The sequence below is a fragment of the Necropsobacter massiliensis genome (assembly GCF_000827595.2).
In the GTDB taxonomy this organism is placed as follows: Bacteria; Pseudomonadota; Gammaproteobacteria; order Enterobacterales; family Pasteurellaceae; genus Necropsobacter; species Necropsobacter massiliensis.
In genome coordinates, this window is sequence record NZ_LN776183.1 from 1 (window position 1) to 12,566 (window position 12,566).

General features: G+C 47.0%; 11 protein-coding genes and 2 pseudogenes. 7 read left to right on the forward strand and 6 right to left on the reverse strand.

Annotation, left to right across the window (positions count from 1 at the left end):
- Both BN3349_RS12350 and BN3349_RS12220 read left to right on the forward strand, forming a co-directional pair.
- Positions 1-896, forward strand: a pseudogene (locus tag BN3349_RS12350) (hypothetical protein); the annotation flags it as partial.
- A gap of 45 nt (positions 897-941) precedes the next feature.
- The gene (locus BN3349_RS12220; RefSeq protein ID WP_048736282.1) at positions 942-1,208 is read left to right on the forward strand and encodes a hypothetical protein; all 267 of its coding nucleotides are present in this window, start codon (positions 942-944) and stop codon (positions 1,206-1,208) included.
- A gap of 224 nt (positions 1,209-1,432) precedes the next feature.
- Here BN3349_RS12220 and BN3349_RS12325 read toward each other — a convergent pair.
- Positions 1,433-1,525 (reverse strand): annotated as a pseudogene (locus BN3349_RS12325) (ESPR domain-containing protein); the annotation flags it as partial.
- A 326-nt stretch (positions 1,526-1,851) separates the two neighbouring features.
- On the opposite strand from BN3349_RS12325, the gene pntA reads away from it, so the two are divergent.
- The 4 genes from pntA (at position 1,852) to BN3349_RS04020 (ending at position 5,993) form a co-directional block, all read left to right on the forward strand.
- A complete protein-coding gene (gene pntA, locus BN3349_RS04005) occupies positions 1,852-3,384 on the forward strand; it encodes a Re/Si-specific NAD(P)(+) transhydrogenase subunit alpha (RefSeq protein ID WP_040976095.1) in 1,533 nt (510 codons plus the stop codon).
- Between the two features lie 12 nt (positions 3,385-3,396).
- A complete protein-coding gene (pntB, locus tag BN3349_RS04010) occupies positions 3,397-4,860 on the forward strand; it encodes a Re/Si-specific NAD(P)(+) transhydrogenase subunit beta (RefSeq protein ID WP_040976096.1) in 1,464 nt (487 codons plus the stop codon).
- 294 nt (positions 4,861-5,154) lie between these two features.
- A complete protein-coding gene (locus BN3349_RS04015) occupies positions 5,155-5,754 on the forward strand; it encodes a hypothetical protein (RefSeq protein ID WP_040976097.1) in 600 nt (199 codons plus the stop codon).
- Between the two features lie 17 nt (positions 5,755-5,771).
- Positions 5,772-5,993 carry a hypothetical protein gene (locus tag BN3349_RS04020; protein WP_040976098.1) on the forward strand — a complete coding sequence of 74 codons (222 nt, stop codon included), beginning with the start codon at positions 5,772-5,774 and terminating at the stop codon, positions 5,991-5,993.
- Positions 5,994-6,026: 33 nt separating this feature from the next.
- On the opposite strand, the gene BN3349_RS04025 is transcribed toward BN3349_RS04020, so the two are convergent.
- From BN3349_RS04025 to potA, 4 genes are all read right to left on the reverse strand, one after another.
- The gene (locus BN3349_RS04025; RefSeq protein WP_040976099.1) at positions 6,027-7,118 is read right to left on the reverse strand and encodes an extracellular solute-binding protein; all 1,092 of its coding nucleotides are present in this window, start codon (positions 7,116-7,118) and stop codon (positions 6,027-6,029) included.
- A 140-nt stretch (positions 7,119-7,258) separates the two neighbouring features.
- Complete coding sequence (gene potC, locus BN3349_RS04030; RefSeq protein WP_040976100.1) at positions 7,259-8,026, reverse strand: spermidine/putrescine ABC transporter permease PotC; 768 nt, start codon at positions 8,024-8,026, stop codon at positions 7,259-7,261.
- On the reverse strand, positions 8,026-8,886 hold the full coding sequence (gene potB / locus BN3349_RS04035) for a spermidine/putrescine ABC transporter permease PotB (RefSeq protein WP_040976101.1): 861 nt from the start codon (positions 8,884-8,886) through the stop codon (positions 8,026-8,028). The genes potC and potB overlap by 1 nt, the downstream gene beginning before the upstream one ends.
- Entirely contained in the window at positions 8,870-9,988 is a 1,119-nt protein-coding gene (gene potA, locus BN3349_RS04040) for a spermidine/putrescine ABC transporter ATP-binding protein PotA (RefSeq protein ID WP_040976102.1), read from the reverse strand. Before potA ends, potB begins: the two co-directional genes overlap by 17 nt.
- 288 nt (positions 9,989-10,276) lie before the next feature.
- On the opposite strand from potA, the gene pepT reads away from it, so the two are divergent.
- Positions 10,277-11,524: a peptidase T gene (pepT, locus tag BN3349_RS04045; RefSeq protein ID WP_040976103.1), complete on the forward strand. Its 1,248-nt coding sequence runs from the start codon at positions 10,277-10,279 to the stop codon at positions 11,522-11,524.
- Positions 11,525-11,589: 65 nt separating this feature from the next.
- Here the strand turns inward: pepT and BN3349_RS04050 are convergent, their stop codons facing one another.
- On the reverse strand, positions 11,590-12,525 hold the full coding sequence (locus BN3349_RS04050) for a bile acid:sodium symporter family protein (protein ID WP_040976104.1): 936 nt from the start codon (positions 12,523-12,525) through the stop codon (positions 11,590-11,592).
- Positions 12,526-12,566 lie beyond the last annotated feature (41 nt).

The following is a 12,566-nucleotide window of genomic DNA, read 5'->3' on the forward strand; positions in this document are numbered from 1 at the left end:
ATGAAGCTTTAGTAGCTGAACTTTCCGCACTAGAAGCCGATGTTGAAGCTGAGCTTGCAGAACTTGATGCACTAGATGCTGAGGTTGATGCTGCACTTGCGGAGCTTGATGCGCTAGATGCCGAGCTAGAAGCTGCACTTGCCGAACTTGACGCCGCAGTGGCGGAGCTTGACGCGCTAGATGCTGAAGTTGATGCCGCGCTAGCTGAACTTGAAGCTGCGGTTGCAGAACTTGCTGCGTTAGATGCTGATGTTGAAGCTGAGCTTGCAGAACTTGCTGCATTAGAAGCAGAAGTTGAGGCTGAACTTGCAGAACTTTGTGCACTGGATGCAGAAGTTGAAGCCGCGCTAGCTGAACTTGAAGCATTAGATGCTGAGGTTGAAGCTGAGCTTGCAGAACTTGCGGCACTGGAAGCTGCGGAGATAGCGGAGCTTGCAGCGGTTTCTATTTTCTCTAAATTTTCTGTTACGGTCGATGCCGCGGATGTTGCGATTGATAGTGCTGTGCTGGCGGTGGTTGCGGCTGATGTTGCTGTTGATTGTGCTGCACTGGCGGCGGTTGATGCGGAAATTGCACCGGCAATACCTTCTTCTGCCATTTTTTGTACGGCATATAATTGGCTGCCGTTTACGGCGTCTGTAGAATTTTCACTGATCTGTCCGGCAGAGACATATTGTATTTGGCGGGTGCCTGTATCAGAGCCGATTGAAACTACGCCAACGGAAGAATTTCCGGCAAAACTTAATGTTATGTTGGTGCCGTCGTATTTGGTATATGTTAATCCCGTAACATTGGTTGCAGCAGTTGTGGTTGTATTTGCTCCCAATGCAACTGAATTTTCTATGCTTGAGTTTGCACCGCTTCCGATGGCAACGGTGTTAGTTGCCGAAGCTTGAGTATTAAAACCTAACGCAGTTGCAGATGAACCGGTAGCACTTGCATTGGCACCAAGTGCTGTTGCATTGTCTGAGCTTGCTACAGTAGATGAACCTATTGAGGTTGTGTTGGTTGCCGACGCATTTGAAGATTGTCCTAAGCCAAGTGCGTTGCTGCCACTAGCGGTGGCGTTCCAACCCATTGCTACTGATGTATCTCCTGATGCTTTTGTTTGTGCACCAATTGCAATAGCACCAGAACCGGTAGCTGTTGCAGCTGTAGCTGCATTGTATACACCAGTACCAGATAAACCGCCAATTGCTAAAGATTGAGTATTCCCACTTGCATTACCACCTGCGATAGCTGTACCCTGATCCGCTGTGTGTACAATAGTTTTTACTGCCGTTGCAGCTTGAGCTTGATGACTTATTACAAAGGCTGCCGCGCCTATAATAGCAGTAGTAGCTATTCCCAGTGTAGTATTTGTCATTGAACTCGGACGTGAGCCTGATACTACAATCGTATTTCGTATAATATCTTTTACTTTATGGGTTTTACTTGAAGTTTTTATCTTCCCTTTGGCTAACTCCGATACTACCGTCCAGGTTTGAGAAGCATGATTCCAAATCACACGAAAGATTTTATTCATTAGATAATCCTATACATTTAAAATTATTTTTATAAAAATTTGTTTTATCTTTATAAGACTGGGTTATATAAAGACCGGTTATTATACCTATCCGTGCGTATAATTAACTGTAAAGCAATGTAAAGTCTGGTAAATCTTGTTCGATTTCATTTAATGATTTGAATGGATTTTTAGTTATTTATTTAATTGAAAAGGCGAAAAATTTTTTCAGTTTTTAGTTATTTAATGATAGAGTTAGAACGATTTGACTTTTGGTCATATAGACGGGTTGGGTAGCGCAATCGGTTACTCATTATTTGTAAATCAATCGATTTGAAGGAAACATTATGCTAATTGGTGTACCTAGAGAACTGCTTGATAATGAAAGTCGTGTGGCGGCGACGCCGAAGACGGTTCAGCAAATTTTAAAACTCGGCTTTGAGGTGATCGTGGAACACGATGCCGGTTTTAAAGCCAGTTTTGAAGATCAGGCATTTGTAGCGGCCGGTGCAAAGATCGGTACGGTTCAGGAAGTTTGGAATGCGGACATTATTTTCAAAGTGAATGCGCCGACAGACAAGGAAATTGCGCTGATCAAAGAGGGTGCAACGCTGGTCAGTTTTATCTGGCGAGCGCAGAATCCACAGTTAATTGAAAAATTAACGGCAAAGAAAATTAATGTATTGGCAATGGATGCCGTGCCGCGTATTTCTCGGGCGCAGTCTTTAGATGCACTCAGTTCCATGGCGAATATTTCCGGCTATCGTGCGGTGATCGAAGCGGCGCATGAGTTCGGCAGTTTCTTTACCGGACAGATTACCGCGGCAGGTAAAGTGCCGCCGGCGAAAGTGCTGGTGATCGGCGCAGGGGTTGCCGGTTTGGCGGCTATCGGTGCGGCAAACAGTTTAGGTGCGATTGTGCGTGCATTTGACTCCCGTCCGGAAGTGAAAGAGCAGGTGCAAAGTATGGGCGCCAGTTTCTTGGAAATTGATTTTAGTGAAGAAGGCGGCAGCGGCGACGGTTATGCGAAAGTCATGTCGGAAGAATTTAACCGTCGTGCCATGGCACTTTATGCCGAACAAGCCAAAGAAGTGGATATTATTATTACCACAGCAGCAATTCCGGGGCGTGCAGCACCGCGTCTGATTACCAAAGAAATGGTGGATTCAATGAAACCTGGTTCGGTGGTGGTCGATTTGGCGGCGGCGACCGGCGGTAACTGTGATTATACCAAAGCTGGCGAAGTGGTGGTAACCGAAAATCAGGTGAAAGTGATCGGTTATACGGATTTCCCAAGCCGCTTGCCGACCCAATCTTCCCAGCTGTACGGTACCAATTTGGTTAACTTGCTGAAATTACTGTGCAAAGAAAAAGACGGCACGATCAATATCGACTTTGATGATGTGGTGTTGCGCGGCGTGACCGTGGTGCGCGATGGGGAAGAAATTCCGCCGGCGCAAATTCAGGTGTCGGCACAACCGCAGCAGCAGGCGAAAGCGGCGGCACCGGCGGCAAAACCGGAGAAAAAACCGACCGATCCGCGGGTGAAATACGGCGTCATGGCGGTTGCCGGGGCGGCGTTCTTATGGTTAGGTTCGGTGGTGCCGGCGGCATTTTTATCGCACTTTACCGTATTCGTGCTTGCCTGTGTGGTGGGCTATTATGTGGTGTGGAATGTTAGCCACGCCTTGCATACACCGTTAATGGCGGTTACTAACGCGATTTCCGGTATTATTATCGTCGGGGCGTTGCTACAGATTTCGCAGGGGAATTTCTTTGTGAGCGTATTGGCATTTATCGCAATTTTAGTTGCAAGCATTAATATTTTCGGGGGCTTTAAAGTGACCCAGCGTATGCTTGCCATGTTTAGAAAAGGTTAAGGAGAACAAGCAATGTCTGAAGGTTTGGTACAGGCTGCCTATATTGTTGCGGCATTACTTTTCATTATGAGTCTGGCAGGGCTTTCTAAACATGAAACCGCGAAAGCCGGTTGTTGGTACGGTATCGTCGGTATGACGATTGCGCTGATCGCGACGATTTTCGGACCGCACTCGCAGGGCACATTATGGATCATTATTGCGATGATCATCGGTGCGATTATCGGTATTCATCGCGCATTGAAAGTTGAAATGACCGAAATGCCGGAGCTGGTGGCGATTTTACATAGCTTCGTGGGGCTGGCAGCAGTGTTGGTCGGTTTCAACAGCTTCGGTCTGCATGCCGATGCCGTGTTTGTGGTGCCAGAAGGAGTTGAATATGTGAGCGAAAGCGCACAGGCGCTACTGGCGCAGCAGAAAGCGGCGTTTGAAGCAGAGCAGGCGGTGCTGGCGAATATTCATAATGTTGAAGTGTTCCTCGGTATTTTTATCGGTGCGGTCACCTTTACTGGTTCCGTGGTGGCGTTCGGTAAATTGCGCGGTATTATCAATTCCAAAGCGTTAATGCTGCCGCATCGGCATAAATTAAATTTGGCGGCGTTAGTGATTTCCGCTTTGTTAATGGTGGCTTTCTTAAAATCCCCACATAATATCTTCCCGGTGTTATTGATGACCGCAATTGCACTGGCATTCGGCTGGCATTTGGTGGCATCAATCGGCGGCGCGGATATGCCGGTGGTGGTGTCGATGCTGAACTCCTATTCCGGTTGGGCAGCGGCGGCAGCGGGCTTTATGCTGAATAATGACCTGTTGATCGTTACCGGTGCGCTGGTAGGTTCATCCGGTGCGATTCTGTCTTATATTATGTGTAAAGCCATGAACCGTTCGTTCGTCAGTGTGATTGCTGGCGGCTTCGGTAATGATGCGGTTGCCTCATCGGATCAGGAGCAGGGCGAGCACCGCGAAACAACGGCGGAAGAAGTGGCGGAATTGCTGAAAAACGCCAGTTCCGTGATCATCACGCCGGGATACGGTATGGCGGTGGCGCAGGCACAGTATCCAGTTGCCGAGATCACCCAAAAATTGCGTGATCGCGGTGTGAACGTGCGGTTCGGTATTCATCCGGTCGCCGGTCGTCTGCCGGGGCATATGAACGTATTATTGGCGGAAGCGAAAGTGCCTTATGACGTAGTGCTGGAAATGGATGAAATCAACGATGATTTTGCCGACACCGATGTGGTGCTGGTTATCGGCGCGAACGATACGGTCAACCCGGCGGCAATGGACGATCCGAACAGCCCGATTGCGGGTATGCCAGTGCTGGAAGTTTGGAAAGCGGCAAATGTTATCGTGTTCAAACGCTCTATGGCGGTGGGCTATGCCGGTGTGCAGAACCCGCTGTTCTTTAAAGAAAACACTCAGATGTTATTCGGTGATGCCAAAGAACGGGTGGATGACATTCTTAAAGCGTTGGGTTAAGCAACGGGACATCGGTTACGACCGGTTCCGTTTTTGTCAAAACTGTTAAAATTTCGACCGCACTTTTTATCTAAGAAGTGCGGTTTTTTATTGTGAGCGATGACATTTGTCGCCTTATGGCATATCAAGTGCGGTGCAAATTTATGGCGAAAATAACAAGCGCAGAGCAGCGAGCGCCGATCCGCATACACATCACGCTTTTATGCCGCTGTGTTAGCGGCGAGGATGTGTTAATCTATCGCGCTGTATTATAATTATGCTTATTGATGAATCAGTTTTTTCAGGTGAATTCAGATGTCAACACAAATTGAAAAACAAATCGAAAGTCACCCTTTTGCCGCGGTGCTGCCGCCTGATGCGACAGTGATGATGATGGGCAGTTTTCCGCCGAAGCCGGAAAAACGCTGTATGTCGTTTCATTATCCGAATTTTCAGAATGATATGTGGCGGGTGTATGGCGCGGTGTTTTTTGACGATGCCAGTTATTTTCAGGTGAACGATGAAAAGCGGTTTGATCCTGAACGGATTAAGGCATTTTTGCATGAACGCGGGATTGCGCTCTGCCCGACGGTGAGAAAGGCGATTCGTGAGCATGATAATGCGTCGGACAAATTTTTAACTATTGTCGAACCGGTGGATTTGGCGGCGACCTTAAAACAGGTGCCGCATTGTCGTTGGCTGTTTACCACTGGCGGTAAAGCCACGGAGATTTTATTGTCCTTGTTGCCGGAAAAAGTTAAAGCGCCGAAAACCAATGAATATATCGCCTATCCTTATCCGAACGCCGCATTACAGTTATATCGCTTGCCGTCCACCTCGCGGGCGTATCCGTTGAGTTTTGCGAAAAAAGTCGAGGCGTATAAACGCTTTTTTATGCGAGCCGGATTAATTTAACTGTAACGAAAAGTGCGGTGCGTTTTGGCATAGTTTCGGGCAATATTACCTGTAGCGAAAAGTGCGGTGCGTTTCGGCATAGTTTCGGCAATTTACCTGTAGCGAAAAGTGCGGTGCGTTTCGGCATAGTTTCAGGTAATTTACCTGTAGCGAAAAGTGCGGTGTGTTTCGGCGTGGTTTCGGGCAATTTACCTGTAGCGAAAAGTGCGGTGCATTTCGGCACAGTTTTTGGGCAATAAAAATGCCTCCCGTGGGAGGCATTTCGGTAGCGGTTATTTTGCCGCTTTCAATTTCTGGTAGAATTCTTCGTAATATTGTACCGCGTCACCGACATCATCCTGCCATGCGCTGTTTTGCAGAATTTCAGCCGACGGATAAATTGCCGGGTCTTGCGTGATTTCAGCCGGTAGCAATTTCAACGCTTCCAGATTGGAAGTCGGATAGCCGATTTCTTCAGTTAACTGTGCGGCGGTTTTGGCGCTCAGCATATAGTTAATCAGTTTGTGCGCGCCGTCAGGGTTTTTGGAGGTGGCAGGAATCGCTAGCGTATCTACCCACAATACCGGACCTTCTTTCGGGAACACCATATCTAAAGGCGCCTGTTCTTTTTTCGCAATACGCACAGAACCGTTCCATAGCTGACCGACGCTGACTTCACCGGAAATAAAAGAATTCGCCGGGTTGTCGGAGTTGAAAGAAAGTACGTTCGGACGCAGTTTCAACAGTTCTTCATAGGCCTGTTCGATAATTTTCGGATCTTGGGTATTCGGATCCTGACCGATTTTCAGCAGTGCGATGTTAAACACTTCGCGTGCATCATCCAACAACTGGACTTTACCGGCAAATTCTGGTTTCCATAAATCGCCCCATGAGGTGAAATCGGCACCTTTGTAATCGTTAGTATTGAACGCGATGCCCGGTGCACCCAATAATTGTGGTAACGAATATTTGTTGCCTTTGTCATAAGGCTTGTCCAGCCAGTCCGGATTTAACTCTTTGATAACAGGCAATTTGCTGTGGTCTAACGGCATCAGCATGCCTTCGCGCGCCATTTTAGAAACAAAGTAGTTCGATGGTGCAATAACGTCATAACCGCCGCTTTCGCCCTGCGTTTTCAGTTTTGCATACATTGTTTCATTTGATTCCAGACTTGAAACGATAACTTTAATACCGGTTTCTTTAGTGAATTCATCCAGTAAGCCGTCTGGCACATATTCAGTCCAAGTGTAAAGATAAACCGTGTCGTTTGCCGGTGCTGTCGCTTGCGGTGCGGCGGCTTCGGCGGTTTTGCTTTCCTTATCGTTACAAGCTGTAAGAGCAACTGCGATCATTCCTGCTGTGAAAAGACCTGCAAATTTTTTCATTTCTATCATTCTCCTGTTGAGAGTAAAAAATTAACCGCACTTTTGCCTGAGGCTGCGGTCATAAAAAACGCCTTGCTAAAGCGTCAAGGCGTATTTTATGTGCTATGTACCGAATTGTGAAGTATTATTTTGGGCTGAGTCTATTTCTCTTTTCTTGTTACCAGTTGGCTTAAAATCACCAACGTGAGGGAGAAAATAATTAGAATCGTCGCCAGCGCATTCACTTCCGGCGTGACGCCGGTTTTGACCAGCGAGAAAATTTTCAGCGGTAAAATTTCATAGCTTACGCCACTGACAAAAGAAGATACCACCACATCGTCCAGTGAAATGGTAAAACTCAGCAGCCAACCGGAAACGATTGCCGGCAATGCAAGCGGAAAAATGATTTTACGCAAAATAGTTACTTCACCGGCGCCCAGATCCTTGGCGGCTTCCAGCATTTTGGCATCAAACCCTTTCAGGCGCGAGAACACCGTGACAACCACATACGGCAGACAGAACGTGACATGCGCCAGCAGCAACGACCAGAATCCCAGCGAAATGCCGACAATCATAAATAATGCCAACAGGGACACCGCCATGACAATATCCGGTGACATCATCACGATAAACAGCATTCCGCTGACCGCCTGTTTACCGCGGAAACGATAGCGGTAAAGGGCAATAGCTGTTAGCCCGCCGACAATGGTTGCCAGGGTGGCGGCGAAAAATGCGATCGTCACCGAGTGAATTGCCGCTTGAATCAAGGTGTCGTTGTTAAACAAGCGTTCGTACCAGTTCCAGCTAAAGCCTTTCCAGCTTAATCCGTAACGGTCTTCATTAAATGAATTGGTGACTAAGATAATGATCGGGATATACAGATACGCGTACACCACCAACATAAATACATTACGCAGTAAACGGTTCATTATTCCAACTCCATTTTCTTATTCATCAGTTTGCTGGCTTTATAGTAAACAAAAATCAGCAACGCCATTAAGATTGTTAACCCGATACTGATGGCGGAACCGAACGGCCAGTTGCGTGAAATCAAAAATTCGCTCTTAATCACGTTACCTACCAGCAGCACTTTGGCGCCGCCCAGCAAGTCCGCCACATAGAACATTCCCATTGCCGGTAACAATACCAACAAACAGCCAGCAATAATGCCCGGCATGGTTAACGGCAAAATAACCTTAATGAAACGCTGAAAACCATTGGCGCCTAAGTCTTTCGCCGCTTCCAGCAGGCGTAGATCAAGTTTTTCGATTGCCGCGTATAGCGGTAAAATCATAAACGGCAGCAGTAAGTAAACCAATCCGATAATAACTGCGGCTTCAGTGTTTAAAATCCGGATCGGTTCGTTGATAATACCGAGCGTCAGCAGGGTATTATTCAGGATGCCTTTCACACCGAGAAAAATCTTCATGCCGTAAATACGGATCAACGAGTTGGTCCAAAACGGTAACACCACCAGAAACAACAGCAATGGGCGGTATTTCGGGCTGATTTTGGCGATAATAAAGGCAAAAGGGTAGCCGACGAGCAGACAAATGATCGTGGCAATGCCCGACATATATAATGAATTCCACACTACCTGTGCATACAGCGGCTCAAATAGTCGCCCATAGTTTTCAAAAGTGAAAGGCAGGGCGTAAAAGTTACTGCCGTCGCGGGTCAGAAAACTGACAGCCAACACCAGAACATTCGGTGCCAGCACGAAGAATATCAGCCACGCGAAAATAATGGCGACGGTGATTTTCTGAAATCGATTACTGGCGGTCTTCATCGTTTAATACAACCTCCCAGCCTTCATGCCATGTCAGCGCGACTTTCTGACCGACCGAGTGGTCGATATGCGGATCATCTTCATTAAAGAATTCGCTGACCAGAACTTTCATCTCATTGTGATCCAAAATAATATTGGATTCCAGCGTCATGCCTTTATAAGTGCGGTCGGAAACGTGACCGATTATGGCTTTGGAATGTTCGTTTTCGTCCAGTTCTTCGATCACGATATCTTCCGGACGCAGCAACACTTTCAGGTTTTGCCCCGTGGTTACTGGCAAATCGGTATAGATATCGCAGATACGTCCTTCCACATTGGCTTTGACGGTTTTTGCCCCGGTGCGTTCAATCACCGTTGCATCAAACACATTGATTTCACCGATAAAGCGCGCCACAAACAGATTTTTCGGATCTTCATAAATTTCGCGCGGCGAACCGTCTTGTTCAATGTTGCCTTTGTTCATCACGATAATCCGATCGGACATGGTCAGGGCTTCTTCCTGATCGTGAGTGACGAAAATAAAGGTAATGCCCAACTGGCGCTGCAAGGCTTTCAGTTCGTTCTGCATTTCTTTACGTAATTTATAATCAAGCGCGGATAAAGATTCGTCCAGCAGCAACACTTTCGGTTTGTTCACCACCGCACGGGCAATAGCGATACGCTGTTGCTGACCGCCAGAAAGCTGAGTCGGTTTGCGCTCCGCCATGTCTTCCAGCCGCACCATGCGCAGCGCATTCATTACGCGGGGTTTGATTTCGTCGTTCGGCACTTTTTGCATACGCAAACCGAAAGCGACATTTTCAAAGATAGTCATATGCGGAAACAGTGCATAACTTTGGAATACCGTATTAACGAAACGACGTTCGGCGGGAACGTTGGTGATATCTTCGCCGTCAAGGATAATGGTACCTTGATCCAATTCTTCCAGTCCGGCAAGCAGACGTAAAACCGTGGTTTTACCACAGCCGGAAGGACCTAAGATGGTCAGAAATTCACCGTTATTAATGGTGAGATTAAAGTTGTTGATAATCGTTTTGCTATCATAAGACTTAGTCAGAGAACGAAGCTCAATAATCGGTTTGCGTTGAACTGAATTTTCCACTAGCTTTGGTTTTCTCCCTAATGCGCCGACTGCTCATCGGTATTGAGTAGAAACAAAAAAATACTTACAGCAAATACTGTAAGCGACCAGATTAAAAATAAGTGCTAATGATATAGCGATTACCCTGTAATTGAAAGTAATTAATTGTGTTTTAATAAAAAAAAGCGATTTGTAGCAATGATTTTAGCGCGAAATTCCGTATAACTTTGTTATATATCAATATGCGATGCCGAATCTGTGTATAGAATGAAAATCGTTTATTTCTCTCGGACGGCAAAAGAGATCGCTATGGAAAAGATAACAGAATACAGAAACCGATTATTGGAACGTTTTCTGCACTATGCTGGCTTTGATACCCAGGCAAAACCGGGCGCCAAAAGCTCGCCGAGCAGTGCCGGGCAGATGAGGCTGGCGAAGCACTTGCAGCAGGAATTGTTCGCACTGGGATTACAGGATATTGAGGTCAGCAAAAATGCCGTTCTGACCGCATTTTTACCGTCGAATGTTAGCCCTAAAATGCCGACTATCGGCTTTATCGCGCATTTGGATACTTCACCGCAGTGCAGCGGAAAGCATGTCCGCCCGGAAGTGATTGAAAATTACCGCGGCGGTGATATTTCGCTGGGCGTGGGCGATGAATTCATCAGCCCCGTATATTACCATTTTCTGCAAAAACTGATCGGCAAAACCCTGATTGTCGCTGATGGCAATACTTTGCTTGGCGCCGATAACAAAGCCGGAATTGCTGAAATTATGACCGCACTTGCCTATCTTAAAGCGAACAATATTCCGCACTGTAATATTCGGGTCGCGTTCACGCCCGATGAGGAAATTGGTTTGGGCATGAATTTCTTTTCGTTTGAACAATTCTCCTGTAACTGGGCTTATACCGTAGACGGCGGGGAAGTGGGCGAGCTGGAATATGAAAACTTCAATGCGGCAGTCGCGAATGTGACGATTTACGGACGTAATATGCACACCGGTACGGCAAAAAACAAGATGCTCAATGCGTTATCGTTGGCGTGCGAGTTTCAGCAAGGATTTCCTGCCGATGAAGTGCCGGAGAAAACTGATGGCAGACAGGGATTCTTCCACTTGGCTGGATTTAGCGGTGATATCGAAAAGGTGGAGCTGCGCTATTTGATCCGCGATTTTGATCGGGTCGGTTTTGAACAGCGCAAAGCGTTTTTATCTATGCTGGTGGTAGATTTTAATCGTAAGAAAAAACTGCGCAAGAAAGCAGAATTACAGATGACCGACACCTACTACAATATGTATGACACCATTCAGAAAGTACCGGCGTCGGTGCATTTGGCGGATTTGGCGATGAAAAAATGCGGCATTGAACCGATACATAAACCGATTCGCGGCGGTACGGACGGCGCGAAGCTGGCGGAAAAAGGACTTGCCTGTCCGAATCTGTTTACCGGCGGCTACAATTTTCACAGTAAGCATGAGCTGATTACGCTGGAAGGCATGCTGGACGCCGTGAAAGTGATAGTAAAAATCGCCGAACTGGCGATTAGGCCGGTTTAATTTACCGCAGCCGACCGCAGTTTAACCCTCCGCTTGTGGTTTAACGGAGGTTTTTTATGCCAGCATTATGGCTTTTCATTTTTTAGATTTGAAAAGATATTAGCTAAAATCGGACCAGAGACATTGTGCCAGAAACTGAATACCGCACTGGGTACCGCCGCAATCGGGTTAAAATGCGCGGCGGCAAGCGCTGCCCCCAGCCCCGAATTTTGCATGCCGACTTCAATGGAAATCGCCTTACTGTCGGCATTGTTGAGTTTCAGCATTTTTGCCACGCCAAACCCAAGCAGATAACCCAAACCGTTATGCAGCACCACAATGGCAAAAATCAGCAGACCGGATTCAATAATTTTATCTTTACTGACCGCGACTACCGCCGCCAGAATCAATACAATTGCAATTACGGACAGCAACGGCATGGTTTGGCTGATTTCACCGATTTGCCGTTTAAACAAGGCGCGTACCAACAGCCCTAAAAAGATCGGAAACAACACCATTTTCAATACCGACAGAAACATCGCTGAGGCATCAATTTCCAGCCATTGACTTGCCAATACGTAGAACACTGCTGGCGTCAATAACGGCGCAAGCAGGGTGGATATTGTGGTACAGGCGACAGACAGCGCGGTATTGCCTTTCGCCAAATAGGTCATCACATTGGAAGAGGTACCGCCCGGACAGGAGCCTACCAAAATCACGCCGATAGCCAGATCGGTTGGCAGCGCGAAGGCTTTTGCCAACGCAAAGGCAATGGATGGCATGATCACAAATTGTCCGACCACGCCAATAAAAACGGATTTCGGGTGTTTGAAGACGGCACCGAAATCGTTAAAGGTCAAGGTGATGCCCATGCCGAACATCACGATCCCCAGCAAATACGGAATATAATGGCGCAGTTCGATAAAATACTGCGGAAAATGGAACGCCAGATAAGCGAACAACAAAACCCAGAGGGCGAAAGTTTTACTGATAAAATGAGTGAATTTGAGTAGTGCCTGCATAACATTATCCTTGTCAATGAAAAATTCAACCATAGCATAAA

Excerpts from the sequence above, each read along its gene's own strand:
- pntA (WP_040976095.1), top strand. The coding sequence starts at position 1,852 with ATGCTAATTGGTGTACCTAGAGAACTGCTTGATAATGAAAGTCGTGTG.
- pntB (WP_040976096.1), top strand. The coding sequence starts at position 3,397 with ATGTCTGAAGGTTTGGTACAGGCTGCCTATATTGTTGCGGCATTACTT.
- BN3349_RS04015 (WP_040976097.1), top strand. The coding sequence starts at position 5,155 with ATGTCAACACAAATTGAAAAACAAATCGAAAGTCACCCTTTTGCCGCG.
- BN3349_RS04025 (WP_040976099.1), bottom strand. The coding sequence starts at position 7,118 with ATGAAAAAATTTGCAGGTCTTTTCACAGCAGGAATGATCGCAGTTGCT.
- potC (WP_040976100.1), bottom strand. The coding sequence starts at position 8,026 with ATGAACCGTTTACTGCGTAATGTATTTATGTTGGTGGTGTACGCGTAT.
- potB (WP_040976101.1), bottom strand. The coding sequence starts at position 8,886 with ATGAAGACCGCCAGTAATCGATTTCAGAAAATCACCGTCGCCATTATT.
- pepT (WP_040976103.1), top strand. The coding sequence starts at position 10,277 with ATGGAAAAGATAACAGAATACAGAAACCGATTATTGGAACGTTTTCTG.
- BN3349_RS04050 (WP_040976104.1), bottom strand. The coding sequence starts at position 12,525 with ATGCAGGCACTACTCAAATTCACTCATTTTATCAGTAAAACTTTCGCC.